General features: G+C 69.4%; 18 protein-coding genes. 6 read left to right on the forward strand and 12 right to left on the reverse strand.

What is annotated here, in order from left to right:
- The first annotated feature begins 117 nt into the window (after nt 1-117).
- A complete protein-coding gene (locus AC0IZJ_RS12665) occupies nt 118-462 on the forward strand; it encodes a nuclear transport factor 2 family protein (RefSeq protein WP_471850182.1) in 345 nt (114 codons plus the stop codon).
- Here the strand turns inward: AC0IZJ_RS12665 and cfa are convergent.
- From cfa to AC0IZJ_RS12685, 4 genes are all read right to left on the reverse strand, one after another.
- On the reverse strand, nt 459-1,637 hold the full coding sequence (gene cfa, locus AC0IZJ_RS12670) for a cyclopropane fatty acyl phospholipid synthase (protein ID WP_471850184.1): 1,179 nt from the start codon (nt 1,635-1,637) through the stop codon (nt 459-461). The two genes, AC0IZJ_RS12665 and cfa, sit on opposite strands and share 4 nt — an antisense overlap.
- 118 nt (nt 1,638-1,755) lie before the next feature.
- On the reverse strand, nt 1,756-2,700 hold the full coding sequence (locus tag AC0IZJ_RS12675; RefSeq protein ID WP_471850186.1) for a 4-hydroxyproline epimerase: 945 nt from the start codon (nt 2,698-2,700) through the stop codon (nt 1,756-1,758).
- Nucleotides 2,697-3,620: a dihydrodipicolinate synthase family protein gene (locus tag AC0IZJ_RS12680; RefSeq protein ID WP_471850189.1), complete on the reverse strand. Its 924-nt coding sequence runs from the start codon at nt 3,618-3,620 to the stop codon at nt 2,697-2,699. Before AC0IZJ_RS12680 ends, AC0IZJ_RS12675 begins: the two co-directional genes overlap by 4 nt.
- 41 nt (nt 3,621-3,661) lie before the next feature.
- Nucleotides 3,662-5,362: a methyl-accepting chemotaxis protein gene (locus AC0IZJ_RS12685; RefSeq protein WP_471850192.1), complete on the reverse strand. Its 1,701-nt coding sequence runs from the start codon at nt 5,360-5,362 to the stop codon at nt 3,662-3,664.
- 148 nt (nt 5,363-5,510) lie between these two features.
- On the opposite strand from AC0IZJ_RS12685, the gene AC0IZJ_RS12690 reads away from it, so the two are divergent.
- Nucleotides 5,511-6,086 carry a hypothetical protein gene (locus AC0IZJ_RS12690; RefSeq protein WP_471850194.1) on the forward strand — a complete coding sequence of 192 codons (576 nt, stop codon included), beginning with the start codon at nt 5,511-5,513 and terminating at the stop codon, nt 6,084-6,086.
- Nucleotides 6,087-6,117: 31 nt separating this feature from the next.
- Nucleotides 6,118-6,612 (forward strand): hypothetical protein, encoded by a 495-nt coding sequence (locus AC0IZJ_RS12695; protein ID WP_471850196.1) that lies wholly within the window; start codon nt 6,118-6,120, stop codon nt 6,610-6,612.
- Between the two features lie 34 nt (nt 6,613-6,646).
- Here the strand turns inward: AC0IZJ_RS12695 and AC0IZJ_RS12700 are convergent, their stop codons facing one another.
- The 5 genes from AC0IZJ_RS12700 to AC0IZJ_RS12720 all read right to left on the reverse strand — a co-directional run bounded on the left by AC0IZJ_RS12700 (nt 6,647) and on the right by AC0IZJ_RS12720 (nt 12,122).
- On the reverse strand, nt 6,647-8,155 hold the full coding sequence (locus AC0IZJ_RS12700) for a malonate--CoA ligase (protein ID WP_471850198.1): 1,509 nt from the start codon (nt 8,153-8,155) through the stop codon (nt 6,647-6,649).
- Nucleotides 8,156-8,162: 7 nt separating this feature from the next.
- Nucleotides 8,163-9,113: a Bug family tripartite tricarboxylate transporter substrate binding protein gene (locus tag AC0IZJ_RS12705; protein ID WP_471850201.1), complete on the reverse strand. Its 951-nt coding sequence runs from the start codon at nt 9,111-9,113 to the stop codon at nt 8,163-8,165.
- Between the two features lie 65 nt (nt 9,114-9,178).
- Nucleotides 9,179-11,182 (reverse strand): hybrid sensor histidine kinase/response regulator, encoded by a 2,004-nt coding sequence (locus tag AC0IZJ_RS12710; protein WP_471850203.1) that lies wholly within the window; start codon nt 11,180-11,182, stop codon nt 9,179-9,181.
- A 211-nt stretch (nt 11,183-11,393) separates the two neighbouring features.
- Nucleotides 11,394-11,819, reverse strand: coding sequence for a globin family protein (locus tag AC0IZJ_RS12715; RefSeq protein WP_471850205.1), 426 nt, complete (start codon nt 11,817-11,819; stop codon nt 11,394-11,396).
- 93 nt (nt 11,820-11,912) lie between these two features.
- Nucleotides 11,913-12,122, reverse strand: coding sequence for a hypothetical protein (locus AC0IZJ_RS12720; protein WP_471850207.1), 210 nt, complete (start codon nt 12,120-12,122; stop codon nt 11,913-11,915).
- A 131-nt stretch (nt 12,123-12,253) separates the two neighbouring features.
- Here AC0IZJ_RS12720 and AC0IZJ_RS12725 point away from each other — a divergent pair, with 131 nt between their 5' ends.
- A complete protein-coding gene (locus AC0IZJ_RS12725; protein ID WP_471850209.1) occupies nt 12,254-12,979 on the forward strand; it encodes a response regulator in 726 nt (241 codons plus the stop codon).
- Nucleotides 12,980-13,137: 158 nt separating this feature from the next.
- Here AC0IZJ_RS12725 and AC0IZJ_RS12730 read toward each other — a convergent pair whose 3' ends face one another.
- Nucleotides 13,138-13,647: a response regulator gene (locus AC0IZJ_RS12730; RefSeq protein ID WP_471850211.1), complete on the reverse strand. Its 510-nt coding sequence runs from the start codon at nt 13,645-13,647 to the stop codon at nt 13,138-13,140.
- Between the two features lie 229 nt (nt 13,648-13,876).
- On the opposite strand from AC0IZJ_RS12730, the gene uvrA reads away from it, so the two are divergent.
- Nucleotides 13,877-19,501: an excinuclease ABC subunit UvrA gene (gene uvrA / locus AC0IZJ_RS12735; protein WP_471850213.1), complete on the forward strand. Its 5,625-nt coding sequence runs from the start codon at nt 13,877-13,879 to the stop codon at nt 19,499-19,501.
- Nucleotides 19,502-19,513: 12 nt separating this feature from the next.
- Here uvrA and AC0IZJ_RS12740 read toward each other — a convergent pair whose 3' ends face one another.
- Nucleotides 19,514-20,770, reverse strand: coding sequence for an ANTAR domain-containing response regulator (locus tag AC0IZJ_RS12740; protein WP_471850215.1), 1,257 nt, complete (start codon nt 20,768-20,770; stop codon nt 19,514-19,516).
- Nucleotides 20,771-20,969: 199 nt separating this feature from the next.
- Between AC0IZJ_RS12740 and AC0IZJ_RS12745 the strand changes: the two genes are divergently transcribed.
- On the forward strand, nt 20,970-22,223 hold the full coding sequence (locus tag AC0IZJ_RS12745) for an MFS transporter (RefSeq protein WP_471850217.1): 1,254 nt from the start codon (nt 20,970-20,972) through the stop codon (nt 22,221-22,223).
- Between the two features lie 14 nt (nt 22,224-22,237).
- Here the strand turns inward: AC0IZJ_RS12745 and AC0IZJ_RS12750 are convergent, their stop codons facing one another.
- On the reverse strand, nt 22,238-23,974 hold the full coding sequence (locus AC0IZJ_RS12750; RefSeq protein ID WP_471850219.1) for a bifunctional protein-serine/threonine kinase/phosphatase: 1,737 nt from the start codon (nt 23,972-23,974) through the stop codon (nt 22,238-22,240).
- Nucleotides 23,975-24,077 lie beyond the last annotated feature (103 nt).

Here is a 24,077-nt window from a genome sequence, read left to right on the forward strand (position 1 = left end):
GCGCGCAGCCTACCCCGACAGAGCTTGCCGCGCATGTGCCGCAGGGCGGGCAAGGCTTGGCCCAACTGCGGCGTTCGCGCGGCTAGCATCGCCGCCATCTTCAGTCTCCTAGCCCCCGTGAGCCTTCCGCCACTCGACCTCGTGCGCGCCTACCTGGCCGCCTATGCCGCCCGCGACCTCGCGGCCATCGAAACCCTGTTTGCAGACGCCATCACGTTGCGCGACTGGAAGATCCGCGTCGTCGGCAAGGCGGCGGCGCTGGCCGAAACGCGCAAGAACTTCGAGTCCGTGCAGCAGCTGCAGATCGATGTACTGGCCACCTATGAACGCGGCGGCGGCGTGGCGGCGGAGCTGAAGATCGTCGTCGATGGGCGTGACACCCTCTACGTCGTCGACGTGTTCGATTTCGATGCGCAGGGCCGCATCGCCGCCATCCGCGCCTACATCGGCCGGGGCGACTAGGGCCGCACCGATCGGTAAGCCCCGCGCCGCTCCGGCCCGCTCAACACCAGCTGCCACAGCTGGCCCTGGCGCGAGCGGAAGAAGCCCGCGCAGCTGAGCAGGTAGTAGCGAAACATGCGCCGGAAACTCTCTTCATAGCGCGACGCCAGCCGCGGCCATGCCGCCTCGAAGCGCTCGGCCCAGCACATCAGCGTGCGGTCATAGTCCGGCCCGAAGTTGTGCCAGTCCTCCAGGACGAATCGGCCCTCCAGCGCCTCGGCCAGCTCGGCCGGCGAGGGCAGCTTGCCGTTGGGAAAGATGTAGCGCTCTATCCACGGGTCGGTGTGCGGCGCGCGGCGGTCCACGCCGATGGTGTGCAGCAGGAAGAGGCCGTCCGGCGCGAGCAGGCGGCGTGCGGCGTCGAAGTAGGTGGCGTAGTTCCTCAGCCCGACATGCTCGAACATGCCCACCGACACGATCTTGTCGAAGCGCCCCTGCACGGAGCGGTAATCCTGCAGCCGCAGCGTGACGGGCAGGCCCACGCTGCGCGCCTTGGCCACGGCGAGCTGCTCCCTGCTGATGGTGATGCCGGTCACCCGGGCGCCGAAGCGCTCGGCCGCAAAGCGCGCCAGCCCACCCCAACCGCAGCCGATGTCCAGCAGCGTGTCGCCGGGCCTGAGCTCCAGCTTGTGGCAGATCATGGCCAGCTTGTGTTCCTGCGCCTGCTCCAGGTCCGACGCATGGGCCCAGTAGCCGCAGGAATAGACCATGCGGGAGTCCAGCATGGCCTCGAAAACATCGTTGCCCGCGTCGTAGTGGCGCTCACCCACCTGGTGGGCGCGCTCTTCGGTCTGCAGGTTGAAGAGGCGCTGGCGCAGGCTCTCCAGCAGCAGCCTCAGTCGGGCGGGGCCGGGGGCGGTGCGGTCCAGGTCGGCGCGCAGCAGGCGCTCGAACATCATGTCCAGCCGCTCGCAGTCCCAGTCGCCATCCACATAGGCCTCGCCGGCGCCCAGGGACCATTGGGTCAGGATGCGGCGGTAGGCGCGCGCGTCATTCACGCGCATGTCCCAGGCTCGCGTGCCGTTGATCTGCACATCCGCGCGGGCCAGCAGCTCGCGCAGCGCTTCGGGCGGGTGCGCCGCCGGTCGGGGTCGGGGGCCTTGCGGCCGGGTCAGCGTGGCTTGCTCCACCTGCATGCTCGACAACTCCTTTGCAACGACGCCTGCCTCGTGGGTGGGCGTCGTGGCTCAAGTTTGCCGGTGCGGCCGCCATGCCGCATTCCCAAACTTCAATAGCCTAGACGGGCGCTATAGATCAGGGCAGGCCCCAGCCGAAAGGATCGGCCGGGTCGATGATCAGCGTCGCCTCGGCGGTGATGAAGGCCTGGCCACGGATGGTCGGCACAACGCTTGCGGGTGTCGAAGGGTCGGTCTCGTACCAGCCCTCGAACACGCTGCCGATGACGCTGGCCTGGCGCCACACCTCGCGCGGCTTCAACTTCGCCGTCGCGGCCAGGCAGGCCAGCTTGGCGCTGGTGCCGGTGCCGCAGGGCGAGCGGTCGTACTGGCGGCCGGGGCAGAGCACGAAGTTGCGGCTGTCGGCCAGCGCCGGGTCAACGTTGGCAAAGAGCTCGATGTGGTCGACGACCGCACCGCCGGCGCCGAAATGGCCTTGCGCCTGAAGCGCCTCGCCCAGCAGGGCGGCGTAGTCGGTCAGTGCGGCGACGCGCTCGGACGAAATGACCTGGCCATGATCGGCGCACAGGAAGAACCAGTTGCCGCCCCAGGCGATGTCGCCGGTGACCGTCTGGCCCTTGGGCAGGTGGACGGCCACGTCGCCCGCGAGCCGCCAGGCCGGCACATTGCGCACGCTGACCCGGCCGTCCCCGTGCAGCGTGGCGCGCACGTCGCCGACCGGCGTCTCGATGACATGCTCGCCCGGCGTGATGCGCCCCAGGTGGGCCAGCGTCGCGACCAGGCCTATCGTGCCGTGGCCGCACATGCCGAGATAACCCGCGTTGTTGAAGAAGATGACGCCGGCCGTGTGAGCCGGGTTCAGCGGCGCGCACAGCAGGGCGCCGACAAGCACGTCGCTGCCGCGCGGCTCCAGCAGCGTGGCGCGGCGGTAGCGGTCGTGCTCGCGACGCAGTCGCTCCAGGCGCTCGGCCATCGGGCCCGCGCCGAGGTCCGGAAAGCCGTCGATGACGACACGCGTCGGCTCCCCGCCGGTGTGCGAATCGATGACGTGGAGGAAGTTCATGGCTGCGATTGCCATTCGGTCGGCCGCGTCGCCAGCGCCGTGGCCACCAGCGCCTCGACGCGCTCGCGTTCCGCACCCACCAGCGGCAGCCGCGGCCGGCGCATGTGCTCGCTGCCCACGCCCACCAGCGCGTCGATGAGTTTCAGGTTCTGCACCAGCTTGGTCGACACGTCCAGGTGCAGCAGCGGCGTCATCCAACGGTAGATGTCGCGTGCCTCCTGCCAGCGGCCCTCCTGCATCAGATCAAACAGCGCCACCGTCTCGCGAGGAAAGGCGCAGCCCACGCCGGCCAGCAGGCCGTCGCAGCCCAGGGCCAGGCCCTCGAAGGCAAGGTCGTCCACGCCCATGAAGAGCTGATACCGGTCGCCGAGCAGGTTGCGCAGGTCGGTGATGCGCGTCACGTCGCCGCTGCTCTCCTTGATGGCGGCGATGTGCTCGCTGTGCGGGCCCTGGGCCATTTCGGCAAAGTGCTCGGGCCGCAAGTCCACGCGGTAGGCCACCGGGTTGTTGTAGACCATCAGCGGCCGCTGCGCCGCGTTGGCGTAGGCGCGCACATTGGCCATGGCCTCGCGAGCGTCGGCCACGTAGATGACCGAGGGCATGACCATGTAGCCGGCCACGCCCAGCGCGTTGGCGCCCTCGATGAAGCGCAGCGCCTCGCGCGTGCTGCTCTCCGACACGGTGGCCAGCACCGGCACGCGGCCGTTCGCTGCATCCAGCGCGCAGCGCGCCACCGCCAGTTTCTCGTCCAGCGCCAGCGTGCTGGCTTCGCCGAGCGAGCCGCAGCAGACGACGCCGTGAATGCCGTTGCGGATCTGGAAGTCGATGTGGCGCGCGGTGCCGGCGAAGTCCAGGCTCTCGTCGGCATGGAACTTCGTGGTGACGGCAGGGAAGACGCCGCGCCAGGGGGTGTGATGCATCGCTGGAGCTCCTGCGCTGAAGGAGCCCCATGTTCGCTCAACTAGAAGGACGCCCACTCCGCCTGGGCGCCAGAGGCGGCGGCGGCGGCCTTCGGTGCGACAGCGTGTGCGGGCACCGGTCGAGCCGGCGCAGCCTTGCGTGCGGCGGCGGCCTTCGGCTTGGCGACCTTCGGCCTGGCGGTCGGCGAGGCTGCGGCATCAAGCTTGAAGGCGGCCATCGTCTCGGCCAGCTGGCCGGCCTGGATGCGCAGGCTCTCGGCCGCCGCAGCGCTCTCCTCGACGAGGGCGGCATTCTGCTGCGTCACCTGGTCCAGCTGGTTGACGGCGTCGCCGATCTGGCCGATGCCCTTGCTCTGCTCGCTGCTGGCGGCGCTGATCTCGCTGATCAGGTCGGAGACGCGCCTGACCTGGCCCACCACCTCGTCCATCGTGCGGCCGGCCTCGCCCACCAGCGTGTTGCCGGCCTCCACGCGCTCGACGCTGGCGCCGATCAGCGCCTTGATCTCCCGTGCGGCCTGGGCGCTGCGCTGGGCCAATGCCCTCACCTCGCCGGCCACGACGGCAAAGCCGCGACCCTGTTCGCCGGCGCGCGCCGCCTCGACGGCCGCATTCAGCGCCAGGATGTTGGTCTGGAAGGCAATGCCGTCGATGACGCCGATGATGTCGCCGATCTTCTTCGAGCTGGTCGTGATCTCGTCCATCGTGTGGACCATCTGGCCCATGACCTGGCCACCGCTCTCGGCCACGCGGGCGGCACTGCCGGCCAGCTGAGCGGCCTGCCGGGCGGTGTCGGTGTTGTGTTTGACGGTCGCGCTCAACTCCTCCATGGACGCGGCGGTCTCTTGCAGGTTGCTGGCCTGCTGCTCGGTGCGCTGGCTCAGGTCGGCGTTGCCCTGGGCGATCTGCCCGCTGGCCGTGGCGACGCTGTCGGCATTGCCGCGCACCGCGCCCACGATGCCCACCAGGGAGTCGTTCATGCGCTGCAGCGCGTTGAGCAACTGGCCGGCCTCGTCCTTGCGGTCGGTCGCCAGTTGCAGACGCAGATCCCCCGCTGCCACCGTCTCCGCCGCTGTGACGGCCTGGCGGATCGGGCCGACCACGGAGCGCGTGATCAGCAACGCCATGGCCGCGCCGAGGGCCAGCGCGACAGCCGCCGCAACGACGACAGCAAGGGCCGCGAAATCGACTGTCCTGTCCGCGTCCTTGGCCGAGCTGTGCATCAACGCCGTCTGCGCGGTGACCAGCGCGTCCAGCTTCTCGAAATACCTGACCTGCATGTCATGGGTCTCGCTGAGCAACAGGTTGCGGGCCTTCTCTGTTTCGCCCTTCATGCCGAGGTCGATCACGTTGCGCACCGAAGCCACGAAGAGCCCGCGCGCCTGCACGACGCCGGCCAGCATCTCGCGTCCCGGTCCTGCGGCCATGCTGGCATCGAGCTTGCCGAACAGCTCGGCAGTGCGTTTGGCGGCGGCGTCGACACTGTCCAGCTGCTTGCGCTTGCTGTCGGCGTCGGCAAGCAGCAGCACGTTGCGCACGGCCAGGGCGTTGATGTTGACGTTGTCCTTGATCTGTTCGAGCTGTGCCACCTTGACCATGCGGTCATCCACCATCAGCTCAAGCTCCGTATTGATGCCGATGAGCGCCGTTCTGGCATAGGCGGCCAGCAGCACGGTGAAGGTGATGGAGATGGCGAATGCGAGGCCGAGGCGCCGGCCGATGGGCATGCTCGTAAGGACGTTCATGGTTGGTCTCCTGCTGGGGCGACACTCCCTGAGAGGCCCAGGCATCTGACGTGCCGGGGTACTCCTCTGCAAGTCTGTTCCATTGGGCTGATCCAACGCAAGGCGCGTTGTGCCTTAATGGTGCATTGAAAGGCCAAGGAATACCGACATGGCAAGCGATGCGGGTCTGGGTGACAAGGTTCTGGCGCTGGTGAGCCAGCCGCCGCAGGCGCGCTTCACGCCTGTGCCGCGGCCGGCCGAAGCGGCGGCCAAGGCCATCGAGAGCGCGGCGTCCAAGGCGGCGCTGGCCGCCGGCACGCTGGCCCTGCCGCTGGGGCCGCTGGGGTGGGCCACCATCGCGCCGGAGATGCTGGCCGTCTGGCACATCCAGCGCCAGCTCGTGGCCGACATCGCCGCCCTCTACGGCCGCAGCGCCCAGCTCGGCCCCACGCAGATGATGTGGTGCCTGTTCCGCCACACGGCGGCGCAGGCGCTGCGCGACCTGACCGTGCGCGTGGGCGAGCGCGTCATCGTGCGCCCGGCCGCCCAGGTCGTGCTCCAGCGGGTGGCCGGCGCGGTGGGCATGCAGTTGGGCCGCAAGGTGGCGACAAAGGCGCTGTCGCGCTGGGTGCCGCTGGTGGGCGCGGCCGGTGTCGGCGCCTATGCCTGGTGGGACACCCGCCAGGTCGGCCGCGCCGCGCTGCAGCTCTTCGAGGCCGAGCAGGTGATCGACAACCCTGTGTAGCTTGCGCGCCGGCTTTGACACACTCCGGCCGATGGACGCGTTGCCCACCATCCTCGACATCGAAGCCTCCGGCTTCGGGCGCGGCAGCTATCCCATCGAGATCGGCTTCAGCGATAGCCAGGGCGGGCTGTTCTGCGGCCTCATCCTGCCTGAGGCCGACTGGCTGCACTGGGACGCCAACGCCGAGGCCCTGCACGGCATCAGCCGCGACCTGCTGCACACCCACGGCCGCTCGGCGCGCTGGATGGCCGAGCAGCTCAACGCGCGGCTGCGCGGCCAGGTCGTCTACTGCGACGGCTGGGGCCACGACTACACCTGGCTGGCACGTCTTTACGACGCGGTCGAGCTGCGCATGAGTTTCAAGCTCGACGACCTGCGCAAGCTGCTCAACGAGGACGAGGCGCAGCGCTGGAAGGGCGTCACAGAGGCGGTGCGGGCGCGCCAGCAGTTGACCCGCCACCGTGCCAGCAGCGATGCACGCGTGCTGCAGCTGGCGCTGGGTGAAATCAAGAACGTGACCGCCTGACGCCGCTGCGCGACCTCGCGGCAGCCCAGGGGTTTCAGCCGGACGGCGTGAAGAGCGCCCCGTACTGCTCGCGCAGCAATTTCTTCTGGACCTTGCCCATCGCGTTACGCGGCAGCTCCGGCACGACGATGACACGCTTGGGCACCTTGAAGCCGGCGATGCGGCCCTTCAGTTCGCGGATCAGCGCCTCGGGGTCGGGCTGGCCCAGCGGCGTGATGACGGCGACGACGGCCTCGCCGAAGTCGGCGTGCGGCACGCCGATGACGGCCGACTCGCCCACGCCGGGCAGCTCGTTCAAAAAGCCCTCCACCTCGGCCGGGTAGACGTTGAAGCCGCCGCTGATGATGAGGTCCTTGCTGCGGCCGATCAGCGTCAGGTAGCCGCGGGCATCGACGCGACCGACGTCGCCGGTCCTGAACCAGCCGTCGGCCGTGAACTCTTCGGCCGTCTTCTCTGGCATCTGCCAGTAGCCGCTGAAGACGTTGGGACCACGCACCTGCACATGGCCGATCTCGTCCGCGGCGCACGGCTCGCCGTCGTCGCGCAGGATGCGCAGGCCGACGCCGGGCAGGGCCGGCCCGACCGTGCCGCCGATGCGCTCACCGTCTTCGGGGCGGCAGGGGTTGGACGTCAGCATCAGCGTCTCGCTCATGCCATAGCGCTCCAGGATCAGGTGGCCGGTGCGTGCCTGCCATTCGCGCCAGGTTTCGATGAGCAGCGGCGCGGACCCGCTGATGAAAAGGCGGATGTTTTTCGTGTCCAGCGTGCGTTCCTGCAGCAGGCGCACGTAAAGCGTGGGCACGCCCATGAAGACGGTGGCCTCGGACAGGCGGCGCGCCACGGCCGTGGCGTCGAACCTGTTGAACCACAGCATGCGGCTGCCGTTCAGCAGCGCGCCGTGCGAGGCGACGAACAGGCCGTGGACGTGGAAGATGGGCAAGGCGTGCAGCAGCACGTCGTCTCGTCTCCAATCCCAGAAGGACTTCAGCGTCTGCGCGTTGCTCAGCAGGTTGCCGTGGCTCAGCATCGCGCCCTTGCTGCGCCCGGTCGTGCCGCTGGTGTAGAGGATGGCGGCGAGGTCGTTGCTGCCGCGATTGGCCGGTTCGTGCGCCAGCGGCATCTGTGCCGCGCGGTCCAGCAGCGTGCCGGTGCGGTCGTCGTTCAGCGTGAACACCCAGCGCACGCCGCGTTGGAAGGCGAGCTTGCTGACCCAGCCGAAGTTGCGGCCCGCGCAGACGACCACGCCCGGCGCCGCGTCGGCGATGAAGTGCTCAAGCTCGCTGGCCTGATACGCCGGGTTGAGCGGCAGATAGACGAAACCCGCACGCAACACGGCGAGATAAAGCATCAAGCCTTCGACGCTCTTGTCCGCATGCACGGCGACGCGGCTGCCGGCCGGCAGGTCCAGCCTGCCCAGCCAGTTGGCCAGCATCGCGCTGCCGCAGTCGAGGTCACGCCAGGAATACAACGCGCCTTCGTGGTCGATCGCGGTCGAATCGACGTCAGCGGGGAAGCCGGCGCGCAGTGCCGAGTACAGGTTCATCGTTCGATCAGTCCATCTTTGCGCCAGAGGCCTTGACGACGGCGGCCCAGCGCTTGGTTTCAGCGCTGACGAACTGCCCGAAAGCGTCGCCATACAGATTGGGTGTCTCGGCGCCCAGGCCGTGCCAGATGTTGCGGATGTCGTCGCTGGCGAAGGCCTTGCGCAGCTCGGCCTGCATGGCCGCGATGGCTTCCTTGGGCGTGCCCTTGGGCGCCCACAGGCCGTACCAGGTCGACACCTCGTAGCCCGGCACGCCGGCTTCAGCCGCGGTGGGAATGTCCGGGAAGCCGACGGCGCGCTTGGTGCCGGCCACGGCCAGCGCCTTGATGCGCCCGCTCTTGATGTGCGTGGCAGACGAACCGAGGCCGTCGAACATCATGTCCACCTGGCCGGCGATCAGGTCCTGCAGGGCCGGGCCGGCGCCGCGGTAGGGGATGTGGGTGATGAAGGTCTTGGTCTGCAGCTTGAACAGCTCGCCGGCCAGATGGTGGGAGGTGCCGTTGCCGGCCGAGCCGTAGTTCAGCTTGCCTGGCTTGGCCCGTACGGTGGCCAGTAGCCCCTTGAGGTCGCTCACCGGCACCTGGCCGGGGTGGACGACGATGACCTGCGGCACGCTGGCCAGCAGGGCGACGGGGATGAAGTCGTCCTCGAGCTTGTAGTCCAGCCTCGGGTACATGGACGGCGCAATGGCGTGGTGCACCGCGCCCATGAAGAAGTTGTTGCCGTCCGGCGCCAGCTTGGCCGCAACCCCCGCGCCAACCGTGCCGCCCGCGCCGCCCTTGTTGTCGATGAGCACCTGACGGCCCAACTGACGGGTGAGCACGGCGGTCAGCGGCCGCGCGAAGGCGTCGGTGCCGCCGCCGGCGGGAAAGGGCACGATCCAGGTCTGGGGCTTGGGCGCCTGCGCCTCCACCAGCCAGGGGCTGAACATCACCGGCAGCAAAGTGCGGCGCTTCATCGGCTTGTCTCCTGATGCTTTTGTGGCGGCGATTATGGTCGCGCCAACCTCGCGTCACCGGCACGTCAGCCGCGCAGCAGGTCCGCCACGCGGGCCAGCAATTCGGCCTTTGCAAACGGCTTGTTCAAGCGGTCGCAGCGCGCCTCGTCCAGGAACTGCCGCGCCGTGGGCGACAGCGTGTCGCCGGTGACGAACAGCATGCGCCGTGCCAGTGCCGGCTGCGTGCGCTTCACCTCGCGCCACAGGCCGGCGCCGTCCAGCTCGGGCATGTGCAGGTCGCTGACGATGGCGTCGAAGCGCGCCTCGGCCAGCATGGCCAGCGCGACGGCGCCGGACTCGGCCGTCATGACCTCGTAGCCGGCGCCTGCCAGCATCTCGCCGATCAGCTCGGCGATCTCCGGCTCATCGTCGACGACGAGCAGGCGGGCGCTGATCTCGTCGGCCGCAGCGAGCGGCACGGGCTCGGTCTCGCTGGTCTCGGGCTCGCCGCTGACGGGCATCTGCAGGCAGAAGCAGGCACCGCCGCCAACGCCATCGTCGTCGTCCTGCACGGTCAGCTCGCCGCCATGGTCGCGCGCGATGGAGCGCGACACGGCCAGGCCCAGGCCGGTGCCCACGCCTTCGCTTTTGGTCGTGAAGAAGGGCTCGAAGACGCGCTCGCGCAGCTCCGGCGCTATGCCCGGCCCGTTGTCGCGCACGCGCATCCAGACGCGCGGCGTGCGGCGGCGGTCGCCGTCGGTCATGGGCGCCACGCCGGTCGAGACGGTCAGGCGCCGGCCGTGGTCGCGCGCGCCCAGCGCCTGCTGCGCGTTGACGATGAGGTTGAGCACGATCTGGCCGATCTGGTCGGCATCGGCCTTGACCGGCGGCAGCCCCGGCAGCAGGTCCAGCGTGACGGCGATGCCGTGGCTGCGCAGCACATAGCCCAGCATGTCGATGGCCGCGGTGGCCAGGTCGTTCAGCGCCACCTCGCTGCGGTTGGCCGGGCGGCTGCGCGCCATGTTCAGGAAGGTGCGCACGATGCGGCCGCAGCGCTCGGCGGCCTCGTGGATGCGCTGGGCGTCGGCGGCCAGCGGGTTGTCGCTCAGCTTCTCGGCCAGCAGCGAGGCGCGACCCATGACGATGGACAGCGGGTTGTTCAGCTCATGCGCCACGCCGGCCAGCAGGCTGCCCATGGCGGTGAGCTTTTCGCTCTGGCGCAGCGCCTCCCGCTGGCGTTCGATCTGGCTCTGCGCGGCCTCGCGTTCCGACAGGTCGAACAGCGACGCGGTGTAGAAGGTCTGGCTGCCCACCGCCGTGCGCCACAGCAGCATCTCGATGGGGAACTCGCTGCCGTCGGCGCGCAGGGCCGCCATCTCGATGCGCCGCCCCATCAGGCGCTGCTCACCGCCGGCCGTGACGCGGGACATGCCGGCGTTGTGTGCATCGCGCAGGCGCGGCGGGATCATCACGTCGGCCACCGAGCGACCCAGGGCCTGCTCTCGCGCAATGCCGAACATGGCCATTGCGGCCGGGTTGAACTCGACGATGTGGCCGGTCTCGTCCGTCGACACCAGCGCTGCCATGGCGTTGTCGAAGATGGAGGACTTGAGCGCCTCCGTGGTCTCCAGCTCGGCCACCTTGGCCGACAGCTCGGCGTCGCGACGCTTGAGCTCGGTCAGGTCCAGGCTCATGACGACGGTGGCCTGCGGCACGCCGTCGCGCAGGTCGACCGGCACCAGGTGTTCGCGCATATAGCGCCTGCCCATGCCGGCCAGCTCGGTCCAGCCCTCCCAGGCGACGGTCTGGCCGCTGGCCAGGCGTGGGCGCACGGCCCTGTAGCTGACGTAGGCCGCCTCGCCAATGATGCGGCTGATGCGCTGGGTCAGGACCTGCTTGGGGTGCAGGCCGGTGAAGCGGAAGAACTCCTGGTTGGCCCAGACGAGGCGCTCGTCCACGTCGATGACGACGACGCGCGCCGGCACGGCCTCCAGCAATTGGGACAGCAGCGGCAGCGTCGCCTGCAGCACCGCACTGAGCTCGCCCACGCCAGCATCGGGCGTGGGGTGGAATTGGATGTCATCGGTCATGCGGCCTGTTGTCCCCTGCTGCTCTCGGTGGAGCGCGGCCGATGATAAGGACGCACGGCCTGCGCGCCCTGCGGGCCGAGCGCCGGGCCGCCCCAAGCCGGCCCGCAGGCGATGTGCTTGCGGCTCAATGCCGCAAGCATCGCCGTCCCCCAGGGGGACCGACCAGGCTTGCCCACGTGCAGCAGGGCAAGACTGGGCGAGGGGCCTCAGGTCAGGCAGCCAGTACGGCGGACACCGCGCCTTCCTGCATCGTGCGGGCGACGATGCCGTACATCGTCGTCCAGGCCTCGCGCACTTCGGCCGTGAAACCGTCGCCCAGGCCGGCGGCCAGCGTGTCAAGCAGCGCGGCACCGACGCTGTCGTAGTGCTCGGTGACGACACCGTAGCCGTTGTGGCGCTGGCCCAGGCGGAGCAGCACGGGCATCAGGGCGCCCGGGCGGTCCAGCAGATCGATGGCCGCGCTCAGCATCTGCATGAGGCGCTCGCCCTGCTCGTGCATGTCGCCACCGCGGAAGAGGGCGCGCAGGGCCGGGTCACGGGCGAAGAGCTGGGTGTAGAAGGCCTCGGCCACCGTGGCGGCCAGGGGCTTGAGCGGCTCGAAGCTGCTGCGGATGAGCTGAATTTGATGCGGGGTCATGGGGAGGTCCTGGTCAGTGGTGTGAGGCCACCCGATGAAGCTGACGCACCCCTCGGGGGCAGCGAGCAACACGAGCGTGGGAACGGTTGAAGGTCAGCCGCGCAGATAGGCGTCGGCGACGGGGGCGAAGATGCACAGCAGCGGCAGCGCGGCGACGAGGCGTTCCAGCGGGTGCCACGCGGCGGCGGGCGCGGGCGGTGCTTCGTAGCTGTCATCGAGGTCTTCGGCAAAGGCCTCGCTGCGGAAAATCATGGCCATCGTCTCGGGCCAGTCGGTGTGGTGGTTGTCGCTGCGGAAGTTCATCGCGTTGCTCCTGTTCGGTGACAGGACTGTCGGCGGCGCGCGTTTCAGTGCGGCTTCAGCATGGGCGGCCTTGTGTTGCGTTTGTTTCAACATCGGCCGGGGCCGTCAGGGCCTGCCTATCATTCACCGCCATGCCCGACACCTCCGCCCCTGCCACCGTCCTGCTCGTCGACGACGAGCCCGAACTGCGCGCCCTGCTGGCCGAATACTTCACCCGCAACGGCTTCGAGGTCATGCAGGCCGAGGACGCCGCCGCCGCCCGCGCCCGTGTGGCAGAGCGGGTGCCCGACGTGGCCGTGCTGGACATCAACATGCCCGGCGAGAACGGCCTCTCACTGGCGCGCGCGCTGCGCGAGGCCCATCCGCGCCTGGCCGTGCTGATGCTGACGACGGCCGGCGAGGCCATCGACCGCATCGTCGGCCTGGAGGTGGGCGCGGACGACTACATCGCCAAGCCCTTCGAGCTGCGCGAACTGCTGGCGCGCGTCAGGGCCGTGCTGCGTCGCCTGCAGGTCACCGCCGCGCCGGTTGCGCCGGCCGCCGAGGTCGAGGCCGAGCGCATGCCCTTCGGCCCCTGTGAGCTGGACCTGGCGCGGCGCAAGCTTTTTGGCGCGGACGGCGGCGAGATCGACATCACCGCCGCCGAGTTCGACCTGCTGGCGTTGTTTGCCCGCCACCCCAACCGACCGCTGAACCGCGACCAGATCATGGAACAGGCGCACAACCGCGGCTGGGACGTCTTCGACCGCAGCATCGACCTGCGCGTCATGCGCCTGCGCCGCAAGGTGGAGCGCAACCCGGACAAGCCGGAGGTCATCAAGACGGTGCGGAACGTCGGTTACGTGTACGTTCCCTGAAGCCCCTCGCCCAGGCCCGCGCCGCTGCACGCGCACGGGCCTGGTCGGTCCCCCGAGGGGACGGCGAGCCATGCCGGATTGACCGGCATGCACATCGCCTTACGCGGGCCGGCTTGGGAGCGGCCCGGCGCTCGGCCCGCCAATACGAAAACCCGAATTCAGTTCTGTTCGGGTAATTTGAGCCACCGCTGCAGCCTTGTGCGCAGGGCGACGAAGTCGAGCGGCTTGGTCAGGTGCTCGTCCATGCCGGCTTCCATGCTGGCGGCCACGTCGGCGTCCAGGGCATGGGCGGTCAGCGCAAGGATGGGAAAGTTGGGCAGCTTGGCCTCGCGCTGCAGGGCGCGGATGCGACGGGCGCATTCCAGCCCGTCCATGCCGGGCATCTGGATATCCATCAGCACGAGGTCGGGTGCGGCCTGCTCGCAGGCGGCGAGGGCTTCGATGCCGTTCTTGGCGAGGCGGGCCTCGACCCCCATCAGCGCGAGGAACTCCAGCGCGACGACCTGGTTGATGTGGTTGTCTTCCACCAGCAGCACATGGGGCTGGTGGCGCGCCGGCTCGGCCTCGGCGGCGCCTGGCTGTGGCATACCGGCCCCGGCACCGCCGGTGGCGGCGCTCAGCCAGAGCGGATGTGTGTGCACTTCAGCGAGCAGCCTTGAGTAATCCATCCCTTGTCCTCGATTGCATTTGTTTTTATGTCCCCCGGTAAGGGGTGGGGCCATTGTTGCCTCAGGCAGCGCCGGTATGCAACCGCAAGGCCCCACGATTGCGGTGAGCCTTGGCCGCTCGCGTAGGCTGAATCGACCGTTGGTCGCCCCAGCCAGCCCTGCAAGTGCTGACAGTTCTCGACCACCCCCGTCCCTACACTGCTGGCCTTCGCAGTTTTGACCCCCCGCAATGACCGACGGTCTGATCCGCATCCGAGGCGCTCGCCAGCACAACCTCAAGAACCTCGACCTGGATCTGCGCACCGCAGAGCTGACCGTCGTGACAGGCCCCAGCGGCTCGGGCAAGTCCAGCCTGGTGTTTGACACCCTCTACGCCGAAGGGCAGCGGCGCTACGTGGAGACCTTCTCCGCCTATGCGCGCCAGTTCCTGGACCGCATGGACCGGCCTGCCGTCGACAAGGTGGACGGCGTGCCGCCTGCCATCGCCATCGACCAGACCAACCCGGTGCGCACCAGCCGCTCCACCGTCGGCACCATGACGGAGCTGAACGACCACCTGAAGCTGCTTTTTGCCCGGGCGGCCGAGCTTTTTGACCGCAAGACTGCCGCGCCGGTCAGGCATGACACGGCGCAAAGCATTTATGCGGAGCTGATGGCGCGCGCCGAGAGTGCCAGCGACCCCAGGATGGTGCTGACCTTCCCCGTCGAACTGCCCGCCAACACGAGTGCCGAGCAGGTAGAGCAGTGGTTGTCGGCGAGCGGCTTCACGCGGGTGCAGGCCGAGCGCGAGTCGGATGGCAAGAAGCTGTTGGACGTGGTTGCCGACCGCTTCCGCATTCTGGGCGCGGACAAGCAGCGTGCCATGGAGGCCATTGAGCTGTCGCTGAAACGGGGTTCAGGTCGGCTCAGCGTCTACGTCGGAGACGAAGGCGCCACGTTGTGGCGCTTTTCCACCGGCCTGCACTGTCCCGAAAGCGACATCCGCTACGCCGACCCGCAGCCGGCGCTGTTCTCCTTCAACTCGGCCTTTGGTGCCTGCGAGGCCTGCAGGGGTTTCGGCCGTGTCATCGGCGTCGACCTCGGCCTGGTCATCCCGGATGACCGCAAGACGCTGCGCAATGGCGCGATCAAGACCTTGCAGACGCCGGCGTGGAAGGACAGCCAGGACGACCTGCTGAAGTACGCCGGCGAGGCCGGCATCCCGCGTGACACGCCGTGGAAGGACTTGAGCCCCGCCCAGCACGCATGGGTCATCAATGGCACGCCGAACTGGAACGGCAACTGGAACAAGCAGTGGTATGGGGTCAAGCGCTTCTTCGAGTACCTGGAGAGCAAGGCCTACAAGATGCACATCCGCGTGCTCTTGTCCAAGTACCGCAGCTACACCGAATGCCCCAGCTGCCGCGGCGCACGGCTGAAGACCGAGGCGCTGCTGTGGCGCGTCGGCAGCAAGGCCTTGGCGGACGCGGCGTTGCCGGCGGCGCAACGCTTTCTGCCGGTCGGTGTGGACTGGACTCGCGAGCAGCTCGAAGCGATGCCGGGCCTTGCCCTGCACGACCTGATGCAGCTGCCCATCCAGCGCCTGCGCGACTTCGTCGACGGCCTGCAACTGCCCAGCACCATGCTGGACGAAGCGCTGAAACTGCTGCTCGACGAGATCCGCCACCGCAGCCGTTACCTCTGCGACGTGGGCCTGGGCTACCTGACGCTGGACCGGCAGAGCCGCACACTCTCCGGCGGCGAGGTGCAGCGCATCAACCTGACCACGGCGCTGGGCACCTCGCTCGTCAACACGCTGTTCGTGCTGGACGAGCCCAGCATCGGCCTGCATCCGCGCGACATGGGCCGCATCGTGCAGGCCATGAAGCGGCTTCGCGATGCGGGCAACACGCTGGTCGTCGTCGAGCATGACCCGGCCGTCATGCTGGCCGCCGACCGCCTCATCGACATGGGCCCCGGCCCCGGCGAGCGCGGCGGGCAGATCGTCTTCGATGGCACGCCGGAGGACATCCGCGCGGCCGACACGCTGACCGGCGCCTACCTGGGTGCGCGCAAGCATGTCGGCATGGGCCTGAAGCGCCTGGTGGACGAGTCCACGCCCAAGCTCATCCTCGAAGGCGTGCGCGAGCACAACCTGCGTGACGTGTCCGTCGCCTTCCCGCTGCAGCGCCTGGTCGTCGTCACCGGCGTGAGCGGCTCGGGCAAGAGCACGCTGATGCAGGACGTGCTCTACCCCGCGCTGGCCCGCCAGTTCGGCAAGGCGACCGAGACGCCCGGTGCGCATGACCGGCTGCTGGGCGGGGACTTCCTGGCCGATGCCGTGTTCGTCGACCAGTCACCCATCGGCAAGACGGCGCGCTCCAACCCGGCCAGCTATGTCGGCGCCTTCGACGAGATCCGCAAGCTGTTCGCCGACGCGCCTATCGCCCGCGAGCGCAGCTACACGGCCGGCATGTTCAGCTTCAACGCCGGCGACGGCCGCTGCCCGACCTGCGGCGGCTCGGGCTTCGAGCATGTGGAAATGCAGTTCCTCAGCGACGTCTACCTGCGCTGCCCGGACTGCGACGGCAAGCGCTTCCGCGCCGAGATGCTGGACGCCAAGCTCACGCTGAAGGACCGTGACTTGAGCGTGGCCGATGTGCTGGAGCTGACCGTCGCCGAGGCGGTGCACCTGTTCAGCGAACACCGCGCCGTCATCGCCAAGCTGCAACCCATCGTCGATGTAGGCCTGGAATACGTGCGCCTCGGCCAGCCGGTGCCGACGCTGTCGGGCGGCGAGGCGCAGCGCCTCAAGCTGGCCGGCTTCCTGGCCGAGGCGGCGGCGTCGCCGCGCTTCGGCGTCGCCAAGAAGGGCACGCTCTTCCTGTTCGACGAGCCGACGACGGGCCTGCACTTCGACGACATCGCCAAGCTGATGCGCGCGCTGCGCAAGCTGCTCGGCGCCGGCCATTCGCTGATCGTCATCGAACACAACCTCGACGTCATCCGCGCGGCCGACTGGCTCATCGATCTGGGCCCGGAAGGCGGCGAGTCCGGGGGCGAGGTCGTCTGCGTCGGCACGCCGGAGGAGATCACCAAGCACGCCAGCTCGCACACCGCGGCGGCCCTGCGCGACTACGCGCTGCACATGGACCGGCCCGCGATGGCCGTGGAGGAAGGCAGGCCGCTGCAATCCATCGTCAAGGCACGTCGCCAGGCCGACGAGGCGATCAAGATCGTCAACGCCCGCGAGCACAACCTCAAGGGCTTGAGCGTCGACATCCCGCGCGGCAAGTTCAACGTCGTCACCGGCGTGTCGGGTTCGGGCAAGTCCACGCTCGCTTTCGACATCCTCTTCAATGAAGGCCAGCGCCGCTACCTCGAATCGCTGAACGCCTACGCCCGCTCCATCGTGCAGCCGGCCGGCCGGCCCGAGGTCGACGCGGTATGGGGCATCCCGCCCACCGTCGCCATCGAGCAGCGGCTGTCGCGCGGCGGCCGCAAGAGCACGGTCGCGACGACCACCGAGGTCTGGCACTTCTTGCGCCTGCTCTATGTGAAGCTGGGCGTGCAGCATTGCACCAAGGACGGCGCGCCGGTACGGCCGCAAAGCGTCGAGTCCATCGCCGCGCAGCTGATGCGTGACTACCGCGGCCAGCATGTCGGCTTGCTCGCACCGCTGGTGGTGGCCCGCAAGGGCGTCTACACCGACCTCGCCAAATGGGCCAAGGGCCGCGGTCACACGCATCTGCGCGTGGACGGCGAGTTCCTGCCGACATCCCCCTGGCCGCGCATCGACCGCTTCAAGGAACACACGCTGGAGCTGCCGGTCGGCGACCTTGTCATAGCGCCCGAACACGAGGCCGAATTGCGCGAACTGCTGGCCAAGGCGCTGGACATCGGCAAGGGCGTGCTGCACCTGCTGGCACCGCTGGACGGCCTCAGCCTGGAGGCGGGCGCGACCGGCGCCGGCGTCGGCACCGTCAAGGTGTTCTCGACCAAGCGCGCCTGCCCGGTCTGCGGCACCAGCTACCCCGAACTGGACCCGCGGCTCTTCTCCTACAACTCCAAGCACGGCTGGTGCACCAGCTGCGTCGGCACCGGCCTGGCGCTGACGCGCGAGCAGCGCAAGGAGCTCGACGACAGCGTGCAGAGCGACGACAACCGCGGCCGCGAGCAGAGCTTCCCATCCGAGGAAGCCGAGGTTGAAGGCCTGACCGATGCCGCCTGCCCGGAGTGCCACGGCACGCGGCTGAACGCGACGGCGCGCTCGGTCGAGTTCGAGCACAAGGGCATCGGCGACGTCGCCGCGTGGAGCGTCGGCGAGGCGCACAGCTGGGTGAAGGGCCTGCATCTGCACGGCCGCGACGCCGACATCGCCCGCGACGTCGTCAGCGAAATCCTTGGTCGTCTGGAGTTCCTGCAGGAGGTCGGCCTGGGCTATCTGACGCTGGACCGCGCGGCGCCCACGCTGTCCGGCGGGGAAGCCCAGCGCATCCGCCTGGCTGCGCAGTTGGGCAGCAACCTGCAGGGCGTCTGCTATGTGCTGGACGAGCCGACCATCGGCCTGCACCCGCGCGACAACCAGATCCTGCTGAAGGCGCTGGCGACGCTGGGCGACAAGGGCAACACGCTGGTCGTTGTCGAGCATGACGAGGACACCATCCGCCGCGCCGACCACATCATCGACATCGGCCCCGGCGCCGGCAAACGCGGCGGCCGCGTGGTGGCGCAGGGCACGGCGGCGCAGCTGGCGCTTGAGCCCGATTCAGTCACCGGCCGCATGCTGGCCCATCCGCTCATCCATCCATTGCAGGCCCGCCGGCCCATCGAGGCCGACGCGCCCAAGCTGACCGTCTTGAACGCCGCCTTGCACAACCTCAAGGGCGTGACGGTGGATGTGCCGCTGCACCGCCTGGTGGCCGTGACGGGCGTGTCCGGCTCGGGCAAGTCGACGCTGGCGCGCGACGTGCTGCTGGCCGGCATGGCCGTCGCCGTGCCGCTGCGCAAGGCACCGGCCCAGTGGACCGGCTGCGACGGCATCGAAGGCCACGCGCAGGTCGACCGCGTGCTGGAGGTCGACCAGACCCCCATCGGCAAGACGCCGCGCTCCTGCCCGGCGACGTATATCGGCTTCTGGGACGCCATCCGCAAGCTCTTCGCCGAGACGCTGGAGTCCAAGGCCCGCGGCTATGCGCCGGCGCGCTTCAGCTTCAACACCGGCGCCGGCCGCTGCCCCGGTTGCGAAGGCCAGGGCATGAAGACCATCGAGATGAGCTTCCTGCCCGATGTGAAGGTGCCTTGCGACCAGTGCCATGGCCAGCGTTTCAACCCCGAGACGCTGGGCGTCAGCTGGCGGGGCAAGAGCATCGGCGACGTGCTGGCGATGGAGGTCGACGAAGCCGTCGAGTTCTTCGCGGCGATGCCGTCGATTGCGCATCCGCTGCAGTTGCTGAAGGACGTGGGGCTGGGCTACCTGACGCTGGGGCAGCCCTCACCGACGCTGTCGGGCGGCGAGGCGCAGCGCATCAAGCTGGTGTCCGAACTGGTCAAGGTGCGCGACGACGTGGCGCGGCGCGGGCAGAAGGCGCCGCACACGCTCTACGTGCTGGACGAGCCGACCGTGGGCCTGCACATGGCGGATGTGGAGAAGCTGATCCGCGTGCTGCATCGGCTCGTCGCGGGCGGGCACTCGGTGGTCGTCATCGAGCATGACCTCGATGTGATTGCCGAAGCGGACTGGGTGCTCGACCTGGGGCCGGAAGGTGGCGACGCGGGTGGCCGCGTCGTCATCGAAGGCACGCCGGAGGACGTGGTGGCGAGCGGCAGCCATACCGGGGTGGCGCTCAAGCCTGTGTTGGCGCGGGTGGGTTGAAGAAAGCGTTTTTCAACCCAGGATCAATTGCAAGGACCCCTGCAAGGCGCGAATCAAGGCCTCCAGCGCCTGCAGCAGCCGCTCGCTGCCCTGATGCATGCGCTGCACCGCATCGCCCTGCTCCACGCGCAGGCCGCGCAGCAGCACCAGCCAGGCCTCGTCGACCGCAGCAAACGCCGGCTGCAGCGCCGGGCCGGCCAGGGGCGCGGCGCGCACTTGTTCGTAGGCCTTGATGAACTCGTCCAGTCCCGCGGCCAGACCGCTCGTGTCGTGCCCCGCGATGACCTGAGCCAGCAAACCTTCCTTGGCCAGGCGCTGGCTCAGCAAGCGCAGCCGCGTGACCTGGGCCAGCAGGCCGACCGGGCGCTGGCCCGCACGTTCGGACAGGCGCGCCACCAGCGTTTCGCTGCTGTCCAGCAGGCGCTGGGCGGCGCGGTCGCTGCGCGCGAGGTCGGGCTGGCGGGTGCTCAAGGCGGCATCGAGCTGCGCCCAGGCGCTCGCCACGGCCGCCAGTTCGTCAGCCAGGTCGGTGCGCAGCAGTTCGGACAGCCGCGCCAGGTTGGCGGCCACGCGCTCGGCCGAGGCGTCCAGCAAGGCCTGGCACTCGCGGCGCTCAGGCGGCGCCAGCCGCGGCCACTGCCGCAAGGCCTGCAGCTTGACCAGGCGCTGGCTCAACATGCGCTGCGCGCCGGCACGCTCCAGGGCCTCGGCCAGTTCCGACGTGTGCACCACGCCGCGCGCCACCTCGGGCAGCTTGGCCTGGGTCTGCATGGCGGTGTTGCGCAGCAGCGCGAAGGCGGCGGCCTCGTCGATGCCGCGTGCCTGCATCAGCAGGCCCTTGGCGCGCTCCGTCCACTTGCGTTCGTCGAGCTTTGCCTGGGCGGCACTGTCGCGCGCCAGCAGCTGGGCGGAGAGGCCCTGCGCCCACAGCAGGGCCTGGCCCAGCTGCGCGGCGTCGGTGTCCATGGGCAGCCACTGCAGCACGCCACGGGCCAGCAAGACCTGGCGTTCGGCGGCATCGGGCGAGGGGGACAGCAGCACCACCGGCAGGCCGAAAGCTCGCTCGGAGTGCAGGAGCTGCGCCAATCCGGTGCGATCCGGGCACCAGAGCAGGCCGAGCGCCGCCTCATCGCCGAGCGGCGCAAGCTCTGAAACGGTGCGCAGCTGCCAGCCCAGCGCCAGCAGCGCGGCGGCCTTAGGGGGCTGCTGGGGGCAGCAGAGCACGAGCGGCGGGGCGGGTGTGGGAGAGAGGGCGATGGTGTCTGGCATGGCTTCTGAACTCACGCCCCAAAACGGCGCAAGAAACAGGCCAGCAGCTCGCCGTTGAGTGGGCATGAGGTTTGCGAGTATCGGGGCACGATGCTCGCAATGGTGCGAGCGCCCTCCCGCTGTGACGTCCTTGCCGCCCAGGCACGCGACCGGTGGGTTGGCGTGGGCGTTCGGCCGCCAGACCGATAGAGTGCCCACGATGTCCGCCCTGCAAAACTTCAAGCGCGCCGGCCACACGCCCACGCTGTTTGCCGCCTTTTTCTATTTCGCGTTTTCCTGCTGCATCTGGGTGCTCAACGGCGCTCTGGCCCCCTTCATCAGCGAGGCCTACAACCTGACGCCGGCCCAGAAGGGGCTGATGCTGTCGATTCCCATCATGGCCGGCGCGCTGATGCGTTTCCCGCTGGGCCTGCTGTCGCAGTACATCGGCCGCAAGAACGCGACGCTGGTGGAGATGGGCATGATCGCCGTCGCCATGCTCTACGGCTACTTCATGGTGAAGAGCTACGACGACCTGCTGGCCATGGGCGTGCTGCTGGGCATCGCGGGCGCCAGCTTCGGCGTGGCGCTGTCGCTCGGCTCCGGCTGGTATCCGCCCAAGTACAAGGGCCTGGCCATGGGCCTGGTGGGCGCCGGCAATGTGGGCACGGCGGTGTCGGTGCTCATCGCGCCGCCGCTGGCCCAGGCCTACGGCTGGCAGACGGTCTACGCCATCGCCGCTGCCGCCATCCTGCTGCCCATGGTGGTCATGATTTTCTTCGCCAAGGAGCCGCCCGACGTCGACGCCCACGCCTCCATGCGCCAGCACGTCGCTTGTCTGTTCGAGAAGGACGGCTGGGCCTTCAGCCTGATCTACGGCGTGACCTTCGGCGGCTTCATCGGCCTCATCACCTTCCTGCCCACCTACTACTACGACCAGTTCAGCGTCTCCAAGGTGCAGGCAGGCCAGTTGACGATGCTGGCCGCCTTCATGGGCGCGGCGGTGCGCGTCATCGGCGGTGCCCTGTCGGACCGCTGGGGCGGCGTCAACGTGCTGACGCTCGTGCTTGTCGTCGTCGCCATCACGCTGGTCGGCGTGGGCATGGCCGGCGGCTCGCTGGTGCTGACGACGCTGCTGCTCATCGTCTGCTTCGCGGCGCTCGGTGCCGGCAACGGTGCGCTGTTCCAGCTCGTGCCGCTGCGCTGGCCGGCGGCCACGGCCGTGGCCGGTTCGATGATCGGCGAGATCGGCGCGCTGGGCGGCGGCCTGGTGCCCAACCTGATGGGCCTGTCCAAGCAGCATGCCGGCACCTATCTGTGGGGCTTCGTCGTGTTCGCCGTGCTGTCGGTGCTGATGCTGGGCGTCATGCGCGTCATGCAGATCCGCTGGACGCGTACCTGGGCCGAGAAGGGTGGCCGCGCCCGCAGCGCCGCCGCCAACACCGCCGCGCCGGTGAACTACCAGCGCGTCTGAGCGGATGCCCCGCTTCAGCGGGGCAGGAACACCAACCAGGCCATCAGCAGCAGATTCAGCAGCACCGACACCCCCAGGGCGATCTGCCAGCCGCTGACCGCCTCGCGCGGTGCCTTGGGCGGCCGGGCCGAAGCGGGCTGGTCACGCGCCGCCAGCCTTTCCAGCGCGAGCAGCAACTCGTCGGCCGTCTCGAAACGCTGCCTGGCCTCGCGCGCCACGGCGCGCATGACGAGGCGATCCAGCGGCATGGGCACGCTGGGCTGCAGGCGGCTGACGCTGGCCGGCTCGCGCTTGTAGCGGGCGAGCTGGAAGGGCTCGATCTCGCCATAGGGCAGGCGGCCGGTCAGCGCCTGGTAGAGCGTCACGCCCAGCGCGAACAGGTCCGAACCGGCATCCGGCGGGGCCGGCGGGTCCTGCCACTGCTCGGGGTTGATGTAGCTTGGCGTGCCTGCGTGCAGCTCTCGGGCCGCGGCCGACGCGCGCGGGCTCAGGGCCACGCCAAGATCGAGCACGCGCCATTGGCCGTCATCGCCCAGATGCAGGTTGGCGGGCTTGATGTCGCGGTGCACGACACCGGCCGCATGCAGCAAGCTCAGGGAGCGCGCAACGGCACCGCCCAGCGCCACGGCCTGGCCGACGTCCAGCGGGCCCTTGGCGAGCAGTTGCTCCAGCGTCAGGCCGCTGTGCCAGTCGAACACGGCATAGAAATGCGTCGCGCCGTCGGCCGGCGGGTGCACGCGCACGAAACCGCTCTCGCCGCCGCGCCTGCGGTGCCGAGGCGCCTCCGCCAGGCGCAGGCCCAGCCAGATCTCATGGGCCAGCATGGCCCGCTCCTCGGGGTCGTCGGCGCGGCCGGGCCGCAGCATCTTCAGCGCCACCAGGCGGCCTGAGGCCAGCTCGCGCGCCTGCAGCAGGCGGTGCACGCCGTTGTCGGCCACCAGCGCCGTGACCTGGTAGCCGTCCAGCACGGCGCCCACACCCAGCGGGCCGGGGCTGGGCAGGGTGCGGCCCAGGGCGGCGAGGTCGGCCAAGCCGGGGTCGGCGAGGTCCTTCACGTCCAGGACCAGGGCGGTGGCGTTGTCGTGGCTGCCGGCGGCCAGGGCCGCTGAGGTCAGCGCGTCGGCCAGGGCCTGGGCACCGGGCGTGGTGCGCAGCAGGTCGGCGATCTGGCGGCCACGCAAACTGCCATGGATGCCATCACTGGTCAGCAGCAGGCGGTCACCCACCTTCAACTCGCCGGCGCTGTGGTCCAGGCGCAGTGCGTCGTCCAGGCCCAGAGCGCGCGTCAGCCCGGCGAAATCGCGGCGCTCCATGCGATGGTCCTGCGTCAACAGCAGGCATTCGCCGTCGCGCAGCAGCCAGGCGCGGCTGTCGCCGACATGGGCCAGTGCGTAGCGGCGGCCGCGCAGCGCCACGGCGGTCAGTGTCGTCAGCGCCTCGCGCGGCTGGCCGTCGGCGCCGGGCCGGCGGTTGTGCGACGCGAGCCAGGCGTTCTGGTGGCCCAGCAGGCGGTCCAGCGCAACGCTGCAATCCCATTCGGCGGGAACGGCATGGAAGTCACGCAGCAGGCTCATGACAGAGGTCTGCGCCGCCATCAATCCTTCGCCACCGCCGCTGACGCCATCCGCCAACGCCGCCACCCAGCCGCGTTCGGCCTCGTGCGCAGCGGGCGCCTGCACGCCCGCGAAGTCTTCATTGCGCGGGCGCTTGCCCTGCAGGCTGGACAGGCCGGTATCGAGTTCGAAGCGCATGCGCGTGAGTGGACCACTGCGGAGCGTCGCCCGCGGATGGTGCAGTTTTTGAGGTGAGTGCACCCGCACCGGGATAGCGAACGCTTCGGCGTGGGGCGCCGCT

The organism is Roseateles sp. AC306, assembly GCF_979253795.1.